Origin of the sequence: Erwinia sp. V90_4, assembly GCF_029967685.1 — a bacterium.
Classification (GTDB): Bacteria; Pseudomonadota; Gammaproteobacteria; order Enterobacterales; family Enterobacteriaceae; genus Erwinia; species Erwinia aphidicola.
Window position 1 is genome coordinate 12,904 of the sequence record NZ_JASCAQ010000040.1, and the last position, 17,233, is coordinate 30,136.

Here is a 17,233-nt window from a genome sequence, read left to right on the forward strand (position 1 = left end):
CTGTTTTTTCTGCGGTTTTATAATCTGCCGATATAACCCCCAGGGCTTACCCGCATAAAAAGTGATGAATACGGCCATATAGCCGGTAAATGTTAATCAAAATTTGCAATAAGGTTAACAAAACGCTCAGATAGATCTTGCCAGTTTATCGCCGCCCTCATTACTCTGCGTTATGGACAAAAAATATCAGTTTAATCAGCGCATTCGTCTGCGCCATCTGCATACTTTCGTCGCTGTTGCTCAACAGGGGACGCTGGGCCGTGCCGCCGAGACCCTGTCTCTCAGCCAGCCTGCGCTGTCAAAGACGCTCAATGAGCTTGAGGAGCTGGCGGGCGTGCGTCTGTTCGAACGCGGGCGTCTCGGTGCCCAGCTCACCACCATGGGGGAACAGTTTCTGACCCATGCGGTGCGCGTGCTCGATGCGCTCAATCATGCCGGGCAGTCATTTAATCTGCCGGTGAAGCAAGACCCCGAAGTGTTACGCGTTGGCGTTCTGACCACCGTGGCGCTGGGCATGCTACCGTCAATTCTCGATCGTTTTCACCAGCAGCAGCCGCAGGCTATCGTTCAAGTGGCAACGCTGCACAATAATGTGCTGATTGCGGCAATTAAGGCGGGAGAGTTTGATGTCGGCATTGGCCGCATGGCCGATCCGGATTTGATGACCGGGTTAACCTATGAACTGCTGTTCCTGGAGTCGATGCGGCTGGTTGTGCATCCCGATCACCCGCTCTTAAGTGACAACGTCACCTTGTCGAAGGCGCTGTCGTGGCCGGTGGTCATCTCTCCGGAGGGCACAGCACCACGGCGCGTGGCGGAAGCAATGTTGAAGGAGCAAGGCTGCCAGCTGCCCGGCTCGCTGGTCGAAACCTCTTCGACCTCCCTCGCCCGCCAGCTGGCGCTGCGCTACAACTATGTTTGGTTTGTGCCATCCGGCGCCATCAAAGAAGATCTGCTGCACAACTCGCTGGCCGCGCTGCCCATTGCCCCACATGGCCCGGGGGAACCGGTCGGCATTATGACCCGCTCCGGCAGCAGTCTGACGCTGTGTGCAGAGATTATGCTGGCGACCATCCGTAAATCCCACTCCGGCTAACGGCTGCGTTTGGCGTGACGCTCGCGGTTTTCCAGCCGCGCCTGCTCGCTTTTACGCAATCCGACATAGCAGGCTCCCTCGCCGCCATCCTGAGTGCGCGCACAGCAAAAAGCCTGTACCTGCTCCAGCTGCGGCAGCCAGCGCATCAGATAGCTGCGAATAATATTGGCGTGCGAACGATCGTCACGCCCTTTGCCGTGAACGATCAGCAGATTACGCAGCCCGTGATGCTCCGCCTGCAGAATAAACAGATACAGCGCCTGGCGGCACTGTTCAACGCTCTGACGAATCAGATTGAGATTGGCCTGCGGCGGGTATTTGCCGAGGTAGAGTTTATCCAGCACCCCCTGCTGGATGCCTTCCGCCTTATATTCCAGCGGCACGGTAAGCGGAACAATATCCAGCAGCCCGCTGGTCAGGGGGTTATCTAACTGCAGATCCTGCTTGCGCGGTGCGGTGGGCTTAGGGCTCTTCATCCACACGACGTTGCTGCACTCTTTCAGCGGTTTGACGTCTTCCATCGCGTTTTTAAACAGATCCAGCTCATCAAGGTTGATGGTCATACTCACCCCCGGTCATTATCAAGTCGTGACCCTATTCGGCCAGAGCTGTGAGTTTAGCAAAAATCCGCCCGCGGTCACCTCTGTTGTTCAGGGGATAAAATGATGCAAAAGGGCATAAGGGCGAGAGAATTGGCGATAATACCCCCTTTAAACGCGGGTATTTTACACCGCGTTCACATTGATATTCCTTGACAATAACATCCCCATTTTTATTGTGCCTAAAACTGCTCAGATGAGTTTCATTCTGTAAGCGAAAAATGTAAAATTGATGTCAGTCAATTATCATCGAGCGTACATCATGATTCAGGAAAAGCGAATTGTTACCCGACGCATTCAATCAGGTGGTTGTGCTATTCACTGCCAGGATTGCAGCATCAGTCAGCTATGCATTCCCTTCACGCTTAACGAGCACGAACTGGATCAGCTCGATAATATCATCGAGCGAAAAAAACCGATTCAGAAAGGCCAGACGCTGTTTAAAGCCGGTGATGAACTGAAATCACTCTATGCGATCCGTTCAGGAACCATTAAGAGTTACACCATCACCGAACAGGGTGATGAGCAGATTACCGGTTTTCACCTTGCCGGTGACCTGGTTGGCTTTGACGCCATCAGCGCCAGCTCTCACCCCAGCTTTGCCCAGGCGTTAGAAACCGCCATGGTGTGTGAAATCCCTTTCGAAACCTTGGACGACCTTTCTGGTAAAATGCCCAGCCTGCGCCAGCAGATGATGCGCCTGATGAGCGGTGAGATTAAAGGTGACCAGGAAATGATCCTGCTGCTGTCGAAGAAAAATGCCGAAGAGCGCCTGGCTGCGTTTATTTATGGCCTGTCACGTCGCTTTGGCCAGCGCGGCTTCTCGCAGCGTGAATTCCGCCTGACCATGACCCGTGGCGATATCGGTAATTACCTCGGTTTGACGGTTGAAACCATCAGCCGCCTGCTCGGTCGCTTCCAGAAAAGCGGCATGCTGGCAGTGAAAGGCAAATACATCACCATTGAAAATCATCAAATCCTCTCGGAGCTTGCGGGCCAGAGCCACACGGTTGCCTGATAATTGCCGGGTCAATATTTGTTATTTTATTGATCCGGCAACAACTTTTCCTCTTTTTCCTTTGCCGCGATTGGGCTATCTTTAAACTGACACGCTCAGTGTAAGGAGAAATCGTTATGGCTCAGTATCAAAACATTCTTGTGGCTATCGACCCACAGCAGGACGATCAGCCTGCACTTCGCCGTGCTGTCTATTTGAATCAGCGCCTTGGCGGTAAAATTACCTGTTTTCTTCCTATTTACGACTTCTCCTACGAGATGACTACCCTGCTCTCCCCTGATGAACGCATCACCATGCGTAAAGGGGTGATCAGCCAGCGCACTGAGTGGATCCGCGAGCAGTCGCAGGCCTATCTCGCGGCCGGAGTGCAGATTGATATCAAAGTGATCTGGCATAACCGCCCGTACGAAGCCATTATCCAGGAGGTGCTGAACAACCAGCACGACCTGGTGATCAAGATGGCCCACCAGCACGACCGCCTGCAGGCGGTGGTCTTCACCCCGACTGACTGGCACCTGCTGCGCAAGTGCCCCTGCCCGGTTTGGATGGTCAAAGACCAGGCCTGGCCGGAAGGCGGTAAAGCGGTGGTAGCTGTTAACCTTGCCAGTGAAGAGCCTCATCACGATCCGCTGAATACCAAGCTGGTGAAAGAGACGCTGGAACTGGCGGAACGCGTCAACCATACCGAAGTGCATCTGGTTGGCGCGTACCCCGTCACGCCAATTAACATCGCGATTGAACTGCCGGACTTCGATCCCAGCGTGTATAACGATGCGATTCGCGGTCAGCATTTAGTGGCAATGAAAGCGCTGCGCCAGTCCTTCAGCATTGATGAAAAATTTACTCATGTTGAAAAAGGCCTGCCGGAGGAAGTCATCCCTGACCTGGCGGAACATCTGGATGCGGGTGTGGTGGTGCTGGGAACGATTGGCCGCACCGGGCTGTCCGCGGCCTTCCTTGGCAATACCGCCGAACAGGTGATTGACCACCTGCGCTGCGATCTGCTGGCGATCAAACCCGACGGCTTCACCTCACCGGTTGAACTGGATGACGACGAAGACGATTAAGCTTGCTTAAAAGGTTCAGGCGGCCCCGCAGGCCGCCTTTTTTATGCCGTTTCCGGCAGCTCTTTTTTCAGCAATCCCAGGATCAGCGCCGTCAGCAGCGATCCCGCCGCAATCGCCAGCAGATAGGCAGCGAGGTTGACGATGACATTGGGAATAAACATCACAAATATCCCGCCGTGCGGCGCGCGTGAGGCACAGCCAAACGCCATCGAGAGTGCCCCGGCCACTCCGGAACCCGCCACGATAGCCGGGATCACGCGTAACGGATCGGAGACCGCATAAGGGATCGCCCCTTCGGTGATAAACGACAGCCCCAGAACCCAGGTCACTTTACCCGTTTCCCGCTCGCTGCGGCTGAACTTACGGCGGAACAGCAGCGTCGCCAGGGCAATACCGAGTGGAGGTACCATTCCCGCCGCCATGCAGGCCGCGATAGGCCCGTAGATGCCGCTCGACATCAGCCCGATGGCGAACATACAAACGGTTTTATTCAGCGGACCGCCCATATCAAAAGCCACCATCATGCCAAACAGTAAGCCGAGTATCGCGGAGTTGGTGTGCCCGAGCGCATTCAGGAAAGCGGTCAGCCAGCCCAGCAGCAGCTTGATGGGTTCGCCAATTAGCCACACCATCAACGCACCGGTGATCAGCACGCTCAGCAGCGGGACAATCAGGATCGGCTTCAGCCCGGCTATCGCCTGCGGCAGTTTAATATGGCGCACAATCAGCAGCGTCACGTAGCCGGCGATAAACCCGGCAATCAGCGCCCCAAGAAAGCCGGAGCCGGTGTGAATAGCCATCATGCCGCCCACTGCGCCGGAGACAATGCCCATTTTTCCACTGATTGACTGACTGATGCCCAGCGCGAGTATCGGCAACATCAGGGCAAACGCCGAGCCGCCGCCAATATCCGCCAGCATTTTCGCCAGCGGGCTAAAACTGGCGTCCCCCGGCGTGGCTGCAGTAATGCCAAAAGAGAAGCTGAGCGCGATCAGTATCCCTCCTGCCACCACAAACGGGATCATCAGGTTCACCCCGGTAATCAAATGGACATAGACTGAGGAGAGCAGCGAACTGCTGCCTGCTGCGGCCGGCACCGGCTCTTCGCTCAGGGTTTCCAGGCGATGCGGCACCAGTTCGCCACCGGTTATCGCATTCAGTAGTCCTTCAGCATCTCTGGCCGCACGCGCCACCGGAACCTCGATAATGTTTTTATGCTGGAAGCGCCCCATTTCGACTCTCTTATCTGCGGCGATCAGCACAATGTCGGCGGCCGCGATATCCTCCGCGCTAAGGATGTATTGACTCTCAATGGCACCCTGTGTTTCCACGCGCAGGGACAGGCCCAGTTTTCTCGCCGCTTTTTTCAGATTGCTTTCGGCCAGATAGGTATGGGCCACACCGGTAGGACAGGCGGTGATGGCAATGATATTCATGGATGTTCTCCGGTAATTATTGGTGTAGGGTCCGGCCGGAGTCTTATCTAAGCAGAGGCAAAACTGGAAAACACTACCAAATAGTGTCCCGGGCGGTGGACAACACCTGTACTCTCACAAAAAAACCGCGGAAGACCTTTATTTGCCTTAAATTAATAATGATTAATTCAAGTTCGCATTAACATTGCCAAATAAAGTCGCTAAACTATCGCCTTTCATTCACTCTGCAGGGATTGCCAGATTGGTTTCATTCTATCGCCTGTCACAGCGCCGCTTGCCCGCTCTGATCGCCATTCTGGCGGTATTGCTGCTGTTTATTGCGCCGGATGTTTCCAAAACGCTGGAGAGTTATCGCACCTCCGCCGGCAGCGAAATGAGTGCGCATCACCCTGTAGAGATGATGATGGATGGTATGTCCATGCCCGCGATGTCCAGCCACGCCGCGATGATGATGCACGCCGGTTCTGGTGAAGCCATGCATCATGATATGGGCAGCGAGATGGGTATGATGGGCGAATTTGCCTGCGGTTACTGCCAGCTTCTGGTCCATATGCCGCTGCTGCTCTGCCTGTTTATCGCCTTTTTCTGGCTGATATGCCTGATTGCCTGCACCCCGCCCGCGTTAATTCTTCCCGCTTATCACGTCACTTTCTTCCCCGGTATTTGCCAGCCTCGTGCCCCGCCGCTGCTTTAATTCCTTTCGCTGATTAATACAATTATTTCACTGCGGATAACTCCGTCGGAAAGCGTTGTCCTTTTTATATGTGCCCTGCACAGGACCACGCACGCCTGAATATTATTCCGGGTTTCCAGGCGAGTTATTTAGACAGAATTACCGTTTAAAAAGGAATTAAGCATGAAAGTCATTTACCTGCCGCTGTCGCTATTGAGCGTGGCAATTATTGCTGCCTGCCCACATCTGGCCGCGGCGCATGATGTCGTGCCGGATGAGACGGGCGTGATGACCGTCACCGCGCCGCTGACCTCCCCGCTGGAGATTGTCACTTCGCCAAAAACCCCGCGCCAGCCGGTACCCGCCAGCGACGGCTCCGACTATTTGAAAACCATTCCGGGCTTTGCGCAGATTCGTAACGGTGGGACCAACGGTGACCCGGTGTTTCGCGGTATGTTCGGCTCGCGCATGCGCATCATGACCGACGGCGGTGAAATGCCCGGTGCCTGCCCGGCGCGCATGGATGCCCCCAGTTCATATATCTCCCCGGAGAGTTACGACCTGTTGAGCATCACCAAAGGCCCGCAAACCGTACTTTGGGGGCCGGGCAACTCGGCGGGCACCGTGCGCTTTGACCGTGAGCCGCCCAGCTTCGACCAGCCCGGCATTCAGGGCAACGCCAGCCTGCTGGGCGCGTCGAATAATCGCTGGGATCAGAGTGCTGACCTCAGCGTGGGCAGCGAACAGGGTTATCTGCGGGTGATTGGCAACCACTCTATTTCGCAGGACTACAAGGACGGCAACGGTGACCGCGTGCCGTCGCGCTGGAACAAATGGAACAGCGACGTCGCGCTGGGCTGGACGCCGGATAAAGATACGCTGGTTGAGCTGACTGCGGGGCGCGGCAACGGCGAAGCGCGCTACGCCGGGCGCAGCATGGATGGCTCCCAGTTCAAGCGTGAGAGCCTCGGCATGCGGGTGGAGAAATCGAACATCGGCGAGGTACTCGACAAATTTGAAGCACAGATGTACTACAACTATGCCAATCACATCATGGATAATTACAGCCTGCGCAGCCCGGGCAGCATGCCGGGAATGTCCACCCATATGGATATGAGCATGCCGATGGCGATGCAGCTCGATCGCCGCACCGTTGGTGGCCGCTTTATGGGTACCTGGTTATGGTCTGACTTTGAACTGAAAAGCGGGATGGATATGCAAACCAGCACCCATCGTAACCGCAGGAATAACGACTGGCGCAAAGATGCCCGCTTTCACGATGTTGGCGCCTTTGGTGAACTGAGCTGGAGCATTGACCCGCGCAATAAGCTGGTGAGCGGTGCGCGACTCGACCGCAGCTGGGTGGACAATTTTAGCGCTTCCGGCGAGGGTGCAAGGAGCGATACAATGCCCGCCGGGTTTATGCGGCTGGAACATACGCTGGATAGCCTGCCGCTGATGATGTATGCCGGGGTGGGCTATACGGAGCGTTTCCCGGATTACTGGGAGCTGTTCTCCCCCAGCTACGGCGCAGATGGGCACAGCGCGGCGTTTGACACAGTGAAAGCGGAGAAAACCACCCAGCTGGATATCGGCGCCAAATATTCCGGCAAGCGCATGGATGGCTGGGTTTCGGCTTACCTGGGCCACGTCAGAGACTTTATTCTCTTCAGCTACGATCCGAACAACGCTTATGTCAGCCGCGCCGATAATGTCAACGCCACAATTATGGGTGGTGAAGCGGGCCTGAGTTATAAATTAACGGAGAGCCTGACTGCAGACGGCAGCCTGGCATATTCATGGGGGCAGAACGGCTCGGATCGTCGCCCGCTGCCGCAGATGCCGCCGCTGGAGAGCCGACTGGGTCTGACCTGGAAACAGGGAAGCTGGAGCACGACCGGCCTGCTGCGTATGGTGGGGCCACAAAACCGTATCGCGTTAAATGAAGGCAACGTGGTCGGCAAAGATTTCGAGCGCAGCGCCGGGTTCAGCATCTTTTCCGCCAATGCCGCGTATGAAGTGACGAAAAACGTCAAGATTAGCAGCGGCGTCGACAATATTTTCAATAAAGCGTACAGCGAGCACCTGAATCTGGCAGGCAACAGCGTCTTTGGCTATTCCGCCAGTACCCCAGTGAATGAGCCAGGCCGCACCTGGTGGGCAAAAGTTAACGTTAAATTCTGAATCACCGTACAGGAGTACATAACATGTCACTATTTCCACCGGGCAAGAAACGCCGCCAGTTCTTTACCGCTCAGGCCTGCGTGCTGGTTTGCGCCATCATTGTGATGACCAAGGCGATGATTGGCGGAGCGATCAACGAGTACAATATGCCGTTTTCCACCTGGCCCGTTGAGCTGTATGTTTCAGAGTTCTTTATGATTACCATCTATAGCGTGGTCTTCACCCTGCTGCTTTCAGTGCCGCTGTGGTACTGGTTTATTGGCGAGCAGGATCCGTCCGGTAAATGATAAAAAAGGGCTGACCCAGCTAGCGGTCAGCCCTTACAGAACACATCCGGGCGGGGCATGCCCCGCCCCTACGATCTGTGTAGGAGTCAGGCATGTCATTGCCCAGACGCAGATCTTAGGAGTCAGGCATGTCATTGCCCAGACGCAGATCGTAGGAGTCAGGCATGTCATCGCCCAAACACAGATCGTAGGGGTCAGGCATGTCATCGCCCAAACACAGATCGTAGGGGTCAGGCATGCCTGACCCTGTTGTTACAGCGCTTTCAGAATTGCCTCGACGCTCTCTTTCGCATCGCCAAACAGCATCTGCGTGTTCTCTTTAAAGAACAGCGGGTTCTGCACCCCGGCATAACCGGTATTCATCGAGCGTTTAAACACCACTACGTTTTGCGCTTTCCACACTTCCAGTACTGGCATGCCCGCGATTGGGCTGCGCGGATCTTCCTGCGCTGCCGGGTTAACGGTGTCATTGGCGCCGATAACCAGCACGGTGTCAGTGTCGGTGAAATCATCGTTGATCTCATCCATCTCCAGCACGATGTCATACGGCACTTTAGCTTCCGCCAGCAGCACGTTCATATGACCGGGCAGACGACCGGCAACCGGGTGAATACCAAAACGCACCTTGATACCGCGCTCGCGCAGTTTGGCGGTGATATCTGCCACCGGATACTGAGCCTGCGCTACCGCCATGCCGTAGCCCGGCGTGATAATCACCGAGGTGGAGTTTTTCAGCAGTTCTGCGGTGCCTGCGGCGTCGATTTCGCGGTATTCGCCCATCTCTTCACCTTCACCGGTTGAGCTGCTGTCGGTGCCGAAGCCCCCGGCGATCACGCTGATAAAGGAACGGTTCATCGCCTTACACATAATGTAAGAGAGGATCGCACCGCTTGAACCCACCAGCGCACCGGTCACAATCAGCAGATCGTTGCTGAGCATAAAGCCCGCTGCCGCCGCTGCCCAGCCCGAATAGGAGTTCAGCATGGAAACCACCACCGGCATATCCGCCCCGCCGATTGATGCTACCAGGTGCCAGCCAAATGCCAGCGCGATCACCAGCATGACCACCAGCGCAAAGGTCTGAGCGCCAACGCTGTCGCTGCGCACGAAGATAATCAGCAGCGCCAGTGACACCACCAGCGCCAGCAGATTCAGCTTGTGGCGATGCGGCAGGGCCAGCGGTTTAGAGGAGATCTTGCCGCACAGCTTGCCAAACGCCACGATGGAACCCGTAAAGGTCACTGCACCGATAAAGATACCGATGAAGATCTCAGTCAGGTGAATGTTTTCCATCACCGGCAGCAGGCCCGGGCCGTGGTCCAGGTAGCTGTTAAAGCCAACCAGCACCGCCGCCAGGCCAACAAAGCTGTGCAGCATCGCCACCAGCTCTGGCATTTCAGTCATCTCGACTCTCTTCGCCAGACGGATGCCGATGGCGCCGCCAATCACCATCGCCAGCAGGATCCAGGCAACGTTGCCAGAGTCCGGGCCAAAGATGGTGACCACCAGCGCCAGCGCCATCCCGCTGATGCCAAAAATATTCCCCTGCTTAGAGGTTTCATGTTTAGACAGCCCGGCAAGGCTGCAAATAAACAGGATTGCAGCAACGATATATGCTGCAGTCACTAATCCGGAAGACATGGACTACCCCTTAGTTTTTACGGAACATTTTCAGCATGCGCTGGGTGACGGTGAAGCCACCAAAGATATTGATGCTGGCAATCAGCACCGCGACGAAGGACAGGAAGCTGACCCAGCCGCCGTGACCGATTTGCAGCACCGCGCCGACCACAATAATGCCGGAAATGGCATTAGTGACCGACATCAGCGGCGTATGCAGCGCGTGGCTGACGTTCCACACCACGTAATAGCCGACCACGCAGGAGAGCGCGAACACGGTAAAGTGGGAGAGGAATTCCGGCGGAGCAACGTTTGCCAGCCAACCAAACAGCACGATAGCCAGCACGATCAGACCGTACTTGCGCATCGGTGATACGGGTTTAGCTGCGGGTTTTTCCACCTGTACCTGGGCCGCTGCGGCTTTCGGCGCGGCAGAAACCTGAATCGGTGGCGCAGGCCAGGTGACTTCACCCTCGCGGATCACCGTCACGCCACGCACCACCACATCGTCGAAATCAATGACGATGTTGCCATCTTTCTCTTTGCACAGCAGCTTCATCAGGTTCACCAGGTTGGTGCCGTAAAGCTGGGAAGACTGCGTTGGCAGGCGGCTTGGCAGATCGGTATAGCCAATAATTTTCACCCCGTTCGGGCTGGTGGTCACGGTATCCGCTACGGTCAGCTCACAGTTCCCGCCGTTTTGCGCGGCGAGATCGACAATCACGCTGCCCGGTTTCATTGAGGCGACCATTTCAGCCGTGATCAGCTTCGGCGCCGGTTTACCTGGAATCAGTGCGGTGGTGACAATAATGTCCACTTCTTCAGCCTGAGCGGCAAACAGCGCCATTTCAGCTTTAATAAAAGCTTCAGACATCACTTTGGCATAGCCGTCACCGCTGCCCGCTTCCTCTGCGAAATCCAGCTCAAGGAACTCGGCGCCCATACTTTGCACCTGCTCTTTAACTTCCGGACGCGTATCGAAGGCGCGCACAATAGCACCCAGGCTGCGAGCCGCGCCGATAGCGGCCAGGCCAGCAACGCCGGCGCCAATCACCATCACTTTGGCTGGCTGAACTTTACCGGCGGCGGTGATCTGCCCGGTGAAGAAACGGCCAAACTCGTGAGCGGCTTCAACAATGGCACGATAGCCGGCAATGTTAGCCATTGAGCTGAGGGCATCCAGCGACTGCGCGCGTGAAATACGCGGCACCGAGTCCATTGCCATCACGGTGACGTTGCGCGCTGCCAGCTTCTGTAGCAGCTCAGGGTTCTGCGCTGGCCAGATAAAGCTAACCAGCGTGCTACCCGCGCGCGTTAAGGCGATCTCTTCATCGGTTGGTGCGTTAACTTTCAACACGATATCGGACTGCCAGACAGTGACGGAATCGGTAATGGTTGCCCCTACCGCCTCAAAGGCTGCATCTTCGAAACTGGCGAGTTTACCGGCGCCGCTCTCAACCGCAACGCTGAAACCCAGTTTGAGCAGCTGTTCAACCGTCTTCGGCGTTGCTGCTGCGCGGGCTTCATTGGCCAACCGCTCTTTGGTAATACCAATAAGCATAATCTTCCCTTTCTTCAGAGAGTACGATGGTTTGTTCTCAAGATCCCGATCGATATGACCGAAACGCTAACTGTTGCAAACTGCTTATAACCTACTGAAAATATTTATTTCGATCCAGCCACCATCAGGCTTTTCGTAGACTAACCTATAAAAATTCAGTTTATAGTCCAATAAGCACTATTTTGGACCTGAATCACAGCCAATCAAACGCATAATGTGCTACGATATTTTTTAACAATTAGAGTAAATATGTAGCAAAAAAAGTATTGTTTAACAATGCATTAACGGGATAAGTGGTCATTATTACCACCGTAAGTGGTTAACCGTCTGCAAATGACACGATTCAGCCAGCTTTCCTGGTTATTCTGAAATAAAGAATTATCGCTGGTCTTCCTGCACACAAAATCGCTGAGACAGCGCGCATTATTACATGTAATAATCGGGCGCTAATCTGTTACACATCAAGAGTCCAGCACGTTTTCGTACTCAATTTTTGCGTAAGGCGAAGGATTAATTTTTATGAAGCTGAAGAACACCATTCTGGCCTCAGCCCTGTTGTCGATGACGGCATTGAGCGCCCACGCGGCCCAGGAACTGACCCCGGAGAAAGCGGCGGCGTTGAAGCCATTCGACCGCATCACCATCAATGGCCGTTTCAATTCCATTGGCGATGCCAACGATGCCGTGTCTAAACGTGCTGATTCAATGGGCGCTGCTTCCTATTATGTGCAGGGCATCAATGATACCAACGGCAACGGCGGTAACTGGAGCGTGACGGCGGATGTTTATCATGCCGATGCACCCGCAGCGCCAAAAAATAAAGACCGTATTATTAACGGCGTACGCGAACTGACTAAATCAGAAGCTTACTCTCTTGAGCCTTACGACACCGTCAGCGCCAGCGGTTTCTTCCGCAGCCAGCCTGATGTCAATGATGCCATCACCAAAGCCGCCAAAGAAAAAGGCGCGGCGTCATTCTTTATCGTGCGTCAGATTGATACCAACAGCGGCGGCAATCAGATCATTACCGCCTACGTGTATAAAGCCGATGCGCCACAGCGCAAAGTTCAGTCCCCTGACCTGATCCCTGCGGATTCTGCTGCCGGTAAAGCCGCGCTGGCCGCTGGTGGCACCGCCGCGAAGCAGGTCGAGATCCCGGGCGTGGCTTCAGCTGAAACACCAAGCAATAAAGTGGGACGTTTCTTTGAAACGCAAAGCTCAACCGGTCAGCGTTACACTGTAACCACCCCGAACGGTAAAAGCGTGCAGGAAGTGAATGCCATCACCGCCGCACAGATGCAGCCGTATGACAGCATCACCTTTACCGGGCACTTCAGCACCCCGACTGAGATTTCTCAGGAAGTGGGCCGCCGGGCGATTGATAAAGGCGCCAAGTACTATCATGTTACCCGCCAATGGTCTAACCAGAGCGGCGGTAACCTGACCGTCTCGGCTGACCTGTTCAAATAAGTTTTGCTGCGGGGTAGCGCTCAGCTGCCCCGCCTCTTTGAATAATTCCCTTCTCTGTTTGCATAAGTAACGCTGAGTAAGCATTGCATCCTGCCCGATCACTACGTAAAATCGCCCGCCTTTCAGGGGTTCGTTTCCTCTTACACCCTGACAACCAGTATTAACTCTAACGCTGACGATCAAACTGGCATTTTATTCTGCAAGTGGAGTATTTTTTGGACAAAAAGTTAGGTCTTACCGCGCTGACCGCGCTGGTACTCAGCTCCATGCTCGGTGCGGGCGTCTTCAGCCTGCCGCAAAATATGGCGGCGGTGGCCAGCCCGGCCGCGCTGCTGATCGGCTGGGCAGTGACCGGGGTTGGCATCATCTTTCTCGCACTGGCGATGCTGCTGCTCAGCCGCCTGAAGCCGGAGCTGGATGGCGGTATCTTTACCTACGCCCGGGCGGGATTTGGTGAGCTGACCGGATTCTGTTCTGCCTGGGGATACTGGCTCTGTGCGGTGATCGCCAACGTTTCCTACCTGGTGATTGTCTTCTCTGCCATGAGCTTTTTCACCGACTCACCGGGCCACGCGATCTTCGGCGACGGCAATACCTGGCAGGCGATGCTCGGCGCCTCGGCGCTGCTGTGGCTGGTGCATGCCCTGGTGCTGCGCGGCGTGCAAACCGCCGCCAGCATTAACATGGTCGCAACGCTGGGTAAACTGCTGCCGCTCGGGCTGTTTGTGCTGCTGGCGATTGCAGCGTTCAATTACGACCGCTTCAGGATTGATTTTACCGGCATCGCGCTGGGTAAACCGGTGTGGCAGCAGGTGAAGGATACAATGCTGATCACCCTGTGGGTGTTTATCGGCGTGGAAGGTGCCGTGGTGGTCTCCTCACGCGCCAGGGATAAAAAAGATGTGGGGCGCGCCACGCTGCTGGCGGTGGTCGCCGCGCTGGTGGTTTATCTGCTGGTGACGCTGCTGTCGCTCGGCATCGTGCCCAGAGACCAGCTGGCGGAAATGCGCAACCCCTCGATGGCCGGGCTGATGACTGCCCTGCTGGGCTCCTGGGGCAATCTGGTGATCGTGGTCGGGTTAATCGTTTCGGTATGCGGTGCCTATCTGAGCTGGACCATCATGGCCGCCGAAGTCCCGCTGGTGGCGGCGCAGCATGGCGCATTTCCGCGCCTGCTCAGCCAGCAGAACGCTCGCGGTGCGCCTGCCGCCTCGCTGTGGCTAACCAACGGCTGCGTACAGCTTTGTCTGATCCTGATTTGGCTGACCGGCTCCGACTACAACACCCTGCTGACTATTGCCTCAGAGATGATTCTGGTGCCTTACCTGCTGGTGGGTATCTATCTGTTTAAGGTGGCGCGTGAGCGTAAGCACGCGCCTGCCAGGGTGGTCGCCATCGGTGCCAGCGCCTACGGCGTGTGGCTACTGTACGCTTCAGGTCCACTGCATCTGCTGCTGTCGGTGGTGCTGTATGCACCGGGCATCGCGCTGTTTTTGTTTGCCCGCCGCGGTGGGCGTGCAACGCAGTCGTTAAACCGGGCGGAAAAATCGATGATGGTGGCGCTGGTGCTGGCGGCGCTGCCCGCCGCATGGATGCTGGCGCGCTGAGGATTAGTGCGGTACGACCGGAATGATCACGTTCAGCCGGTCGTCATACTGTGCGAGTTGCAGCGGCCGGGCGTACTCCTGGCGGATAGTCACCATCTGCTGTTCAGAAAGCGGATAAGGCAGCAGGATATCGAAATGATCGATCTGCTGCTGCTGGGCCAGGGTGATCAGGCGGGCAATATTGATTTCATCACTGACCTGGGTGGAAATAATTTGCAGCGCCAGATCTTTCAAACGCTCCGGCGATGAGGCACGCGGCAGATCGGCCGGTTTGCGGGTAATCATGCCAAAAAACGGAATGACCCCGTAGATGGCGTCGACAAAACTCCAGCGCTTTTTGCATGATGCGGAGAGAAAATCAATGTAGTTGAGGCAGATGGGGTTACTGTGCTCTGCTGCGACCCGCTTTGTTTCTGGCACTCTTCTCTCCTTATCCATTTCTCAACCACTGACCTGACGCTGATGCACCTTCAATTTAGAGGGGTATCATGACATATTCGGCCGGGATTATACTACATAAGCCCAATATTTGGCGTTGATAAATGGTCGGATAAGGATAAGCTACGTTTCTCTCTCGCGATGAACCGGCACTATGAACAAAATTGTATTCGTTGAAGATGATAAAGATGTGGGCGAACTGATCGCCGCCTATCTCGGGCGTCACGATATCGAGGTCATTGTCGAATCACGCGGCGATCGGGCAGAAGAGACCATCGCCGCCGCCTGCCCTGACCTGGTGATGCTCGACATTATGCTGCCGGGTAAAGACGGCATGACGCTGTGCCGCGATCTGCGCAACAGCAGCAGCTGGTCGGGCCCCATCGTGCTGCTGACCTCGCTCGACAGTGATATGAACCATATTTTGTCGCTGGAAATGGGGGCCAATGACTACATTCTTAAAACGACGCCGCCTGCGGTGCTGCTGGCCCGACTCAGGCTACACCTGCGCCAGGCTGGCGTTAGCAGTCCGCACGAGGAGATTGCGCCCAGCGTGGCCGGGCAGAAGATGCTGCGCTTCGGCACGCTGAGCATCGACCCGGTTAACCGCCAGGTCACGCTATCGGATGAGATTGTCGCTCTGTCGACCGCCGATTTCGACCTGCTGTGGGAGCTGGCAACCCATGCCGGAACCATTCTCAACCGTGACGCGCTGCTGAAAACCCTGCGCGGCGTCAGCTATGACGGCATGGATCGCAGCATTGATGTCGCGATCTCGCGCCTGCGCAAAAAGCTGCTGGACAGTGCGACCGAACCCTACCGCATTAAAACCATCCGTAATAAAGGCTATCTGTTTGCTCCACACGCGTGGGATGCGCAATAAATGAAGAAGCTGTTTATTCAGTTTTATCTGCTGCTATTCGTCTGCTTTCTGGTGATGGCGATGCTGGTCGGTCTGGTGTACAAATTCACCGCCGAGCGTGCCGGGCGCGAGTCGATGGATGACCTGATGAAAAGTTCGCTCTACCTGATGCGTAGCGAACTGCGCGAGATCCCGCCACGCGACTGGAACAAGACCATCGATAACCTCGACCTTAACCTGTCGTTTAAGCTACATATTGAACCGATGAGCAAATATCAGCTCGACCCGGTCACCATGCACCGCCTGCGCGCAGGGGAAATTGTCGCGCTGGATGAGGAGTACACCTTCTTACAGCACATTCCGCGCAGCCACTACGTGCTGGCCGTTGGCCCCATCCCGTACCTGTTCTTCCTGCACGAAATGCGCATACTCGATATCGCCCTGCTGGCCTTTATCGGTATCTCCCTGGCGCTGCCGGTGTTTATCTGGATGCGCCCGCACTGGAAGGACATGCTGAAGCTGGAGTACGCGGCTCAGCGTTTAGGCCAGGGGCATCTGGACGAACGCATCCATTTCGACAGCGCCTCCAGCCTGCTGCGCCTTGGCGTGGCGTTTAACCAGATGGCCGATAACATCAACACGCTGGTCGCCAGCAAAAAGCAGCTGATCGACGGTATTGCCCATGAGCTGCGTACCCCGCTGGTGCGCCTGCGCTATCGGCTGGAGATGAGTGATAACCTCACCGATGCTGAATCGGCGGCGCTTAACCGCGACATCGGCCAGCTGGAAGCGTTAATTGAGGAGCTGCTGACCTATGCGCGCCTCGATCGCCCGAAGGTCGACCTCAATCTGCAAAGTCTGGATCTCGCCGCCTGGCTGCACGAACGACTGGAGGATATCCGCTCGGTGCATCCGGAATTTACCCTCGAACTGAATACGCCGCAGCGCGAAAATATTGGCGTGGCCGATGCGCGCCTGATGGAGCGCGTGCTGGATAATCTGGTGAATAACGCGCTGCGCTATGCCGATCATCACCTGCGCGTTGGACTGTGGTTTGATGGTAACCTCGCCTGCTTACAGGTTGAGGATGACGGCCCCGGTATTCCACTCGATGAACGCCAGCGGGTGTTTGAACCTTTTGTCCGTCTTGACCCCAGCCGTGACCGTGCCACCGGCGGCTGCGGGCTTGGGCTGGCGATTGTACACTCCGTCTCGCAGGCTTTTGGCGGCTATGTGACCATTGACAGCAGCCCGCTCGGCGGTGCCAGCGTGCGCTTTTGCTGGCCGATCGATCACCCGTTACGCGCTACCTGAC

15 protein-coding genes are annotated in these 17,233 nt (G+C 55.8%); 10 read left to right on the forward strand and 5 right to left on the reverse strand.

Going from position 1 to position 17,233, the window contains the following annotated elements:
* Positions 1-172 precede the first annotated feature (172 nt).
* Positions 173-1,096: a LysR substrate-binding domain-containing protein gene (locus QLG07_RS06700; protein ID WP_282468835.1), complete on the forward strand. Its 924-nt coding sequence runs from the start codon at positions 173-175 to the stop codon at positions 1,094-1,096.
* On the opposite strand, the gene smrA is transcribed toward QLG07_RS06700, so the two are convergent.
* Entirely contained in the window at positions 1,093-1,653 is a 561-nt protein-coding gene (smrA, locus tag QLG07_RS06705) for a DNA endonuclease SmrA (protein WP_187498292.1), read from the reverse strand. The genes QLG07_RS06700 and smrA overlap by 4 nt on opposite strands.
* A 304-nt stretch (positions 1,654-1,957) precedes the next feature.
* On the opposite strand from smrA, the gene QLG07_RS06710 reads away from it, so the two are divergent.
* Both QLG07_RS06710 and uspE read left to right on the forward strand, forming a co-directional pair.
* Entirely contained in the window at positions 1,958-2,713 is a 756-nt protein-coding gene (locus QLG07_RS06710) for an FNR family transcription factor (RefSeq protein ID WP_048916025.1), read from the forward strand.
* Positions 2,714-2,829: 116 nt separating this feature from the next.
* The gene (uspE, locus tag QLG07_RS06715; protein WP_048916024.1) at positions 2,830-3,780 is read left to right on the forward strand and encodes a universal stress protein UspE; all 951 of its coding nucleotides are present in this window, start codon (positions 2,830-2,832) and stop codon (positions 3,778-3,780) included.
* Between the two features lie 41 nt (positions 3,781-3,821).
* On the opposite strand, the gene QLG07_RS06720 is transcribed toward uspE, so the two are convergent.
* Positions 3,822-5,216: a fructose-specific PTS transporter subunit EIIC gene (locus tag QLG07_RS06720; protein ID WP_282468836.1), complete on the reverse strand. Its 1,395-nt coding sequence runs from the start codon at positions 5,214-5,216 to the stop codon at positions 3,822-3,824.
* Between the two features lie 241 nt (positions 5,217-5,457).
* On the opposite strand from QLG07_RS06720, the gene QLG07_RS06725 reads away from it, so the two are divergent.
* The 3 genes from QLG07_RS06725 (at position 5,458) to QLG07_RS06735 (ending at position 8,360) form a co-directional block, all read left to right on the forward strand.
* Positions 5,458-5,910, forward strand: a complete 453-nt coding sequence (locus tag QLG07_RS06725) for a DUF2946 domain-containing protein (protein WP_282468837.1) — start codon at positions 5,458-5,460, stop codon at positions 5,908-5,910.
* A gap of 162 nt (positions 5,911-6,072) precedes the next feature.
* On the forward strand, positions 6,073-8,073 hold the full coding sequence (locus QLG07_RS06730) for a TonB-dependent copper receptor (RefSeq protein WP_348994608.1): 2,001 nt from the start codon (positions 6,073-6,075) through the stop codon (positions 8,071-8,073).
* Positions 8,074-8,096: 23 nt separating this feature from the next.
* Positions 8,097-8,360 (forward strand): DUF2534 family protein, encoded by a 264-nt coding sequence (locus QLG07_RS06735; RefSeq protein WP_187499258.1) that lies wholly within the window; start codon positions 8,097-8,099, stop codon positions 8,358-8,360.
* Between the two features lie 252 nt (positions 8,361-8,612).
* Here QLG07_RS06735 and pntB read toward each other — a convergent pair whose 3' ends face one another.
* Positions 8,613-10,001, reverse strand: coding sequence for a Re/Si-specific NAD(P)(+) transhydrogenase subunit beta (pntB, locus tag QLG07_RS06740; RefSeq protein WP_282468838.1), 1,389 nt, complete (start codon positions 9,999-10,001; stop codon positions 8,613-8,615).
* Positions 10,002-10,011: 10 nt separating this feature from the next.
* A complete protein-coding gene (gene pntA, locus QLG07_RS06745; protein WP_230048531.1) occupies positions 10,012-11,541 on the reverse strand; it encodes a Re/Si-specific NAD(P)(+) transhydrogenase subunit alpha in 1,530 nt (509 codons plus the stop codon).
* Positions 11,542-12,060: 519 nt separating this feature from the next.
* Here pntA and ydgH point away from each other — a divergent pair.
* Together ydgH and QLG07_RS06755 are read left to right on the forward strand one after the other, a co-directional pair.
* Positions 12,061-13,011, forward strand: a complete 951-nt coding sequence (gene ydgH, locus QLG07_RS06750; RefSeq protein ID WP_048916017.1) for a DUF1471 family protein YdgH — start codon at positions 12,061-12,063, stop codon at positions 13,009-13,011.
* A 215-nt stretch (positions 13,012-13,226) separates the two neighbouring features.
* Entirely contained in the window at positions 13,227-14,618 is a 1,392-nt protein-coding gene (locus QLG07_RS06755) for an amino acid permease (RefSeq protein WP_282468839.1), read from the forward strand.
* A 3-nt stretch (positions 14,619-14,621) separates the two neighbouring features.
* Here the strand turns inward: QLG07_RS06755 and QLG07_RS06760 are convergent, their stop codons facing one another.
* Positions 14,622-15,056, reverse strand: coding sequence for a hypothetical protein (locus tag QLG07_RS06760; protein WP_099754092.1), 435 nt, complete (start codon positions 15,054-15,056; stop codon positions 14,622-14,624).
* A gap of 154 nt (positions 15,057-15,210) precedes the next feature.
* On the opposite strand from QLG07_RS06760, the gene rstA reads away from it, so the two are divergent.
* Both rstA and rstB read left to right on the forward strand, forming a co-directional pair.
* Positions 15,211-15,939 (forward strand): two-component system response regulator RstA, encoded by a 729-nt coding sequence (gene rstA / locus QLG07_RS06765; protein ID WP_048916014.1) that lies wholly within the window; start codon positions 15,211-15,213, stop codon positions 15,937-15,939.
* The gene (rstB, locus tag QLG07_RS06770) at positions 15,940-17,232 is read left to right on the forward strand and encodes a two-component system sensor histidine kinase RstB (protein ID WP_133623708.1); all 1,293 of its coding nucleotides are present in this window, start codon (positions 15,940-15,942) and stop codon (positions 17,230-17,232) included.
* Position 17,233: the final 1 nt, after the last annotated feature.

Excerpts from the sequence above, each read along its gene's own strand:
- QLG07_RS06760 (WP_099754092.1), bottom strand. The coding sequence starts at position 15,056 with ATGGATAAGGAGAGAAGAGTGCCAGAAACAAAGCGGGTCGCAGCAGAG.
- rstB (WP_133623708.1), top strand. The coding sequence starts at position 15,940 with ATGAAGAAGCTGTTTATTCAGTTTTATCTGCTGCTATTCGTCTGCTTT.
- rstA (WP_048916014.1), top strand. The coding sequence starts at position 15,211 with ATGAACAAAATTGTATTCGTTGAAGATGATAAAGATGTGGGCGAACTG.
- QLG07_RS06730 (WP_348994608.1), top strand. The coding sequence starts at position 6,073 with ATGAAAGTCATTTACCTGCCGCTGTCGCTATTGAGCGTGGCAATTATT.
- ydgH (WP_048916017.1), top strand. The coding sequence starts at position 12,061 with ATGAAGCTGAAGAACACCATTCTGGCCTCAGCCCTGTTGTCGATGACG.
- QLG07_RS06720 (WP_282468836.1), bottom strand. The coding sequence starts at position 5,216 with ATGAATATCATTGCCATCACCGCCTGTCCTACCGGTGTGGCCCATACC.
- uspE (WP_048916024.1), top strand. The coding sequence starts at position 2,830 with ATGGCTCAGTATCAAAACATTCTTGTGGCTATCGACCCACAGCAGGAC.
- pntB (WP_282468838.1), bottom strand. The coding sequence starts at position 10,001 with ATGTCTTCCGGATTAGTGACTGCAGCATATATCGTTGCTGCAATCCTG.
- QLG07_RS06700 (WP_282468835.1), top strand. The coding sequence starts at position 173 with ATGGACAAAAAATATCAGTTTAATCAGCGCATTCGTCTGCGCCATCTG.
- QLG07_RS06735 (WP_187499258.1), top strand. The coding sequence starts at position 8,097 with ATGTCACTATTTCCACCGGGCAAGAAACGCCGCCAGTTCTTTACCGCT.
- QLG07_RS06710 (WP_048916025.1), top strand. The coding sequence starts at position 1,958 with ATGATTCAGGAAAAGCGAATTGTTACCCGACGCATTCAATCAGGTGGT.
- pntA (WP_230048531.1), bottom strand. The coding sequence starts at position 11,541 with ATGCTTATTGGTATTACCAAAGAGCGGTTGGCCAATGAAGCCCGCGCA.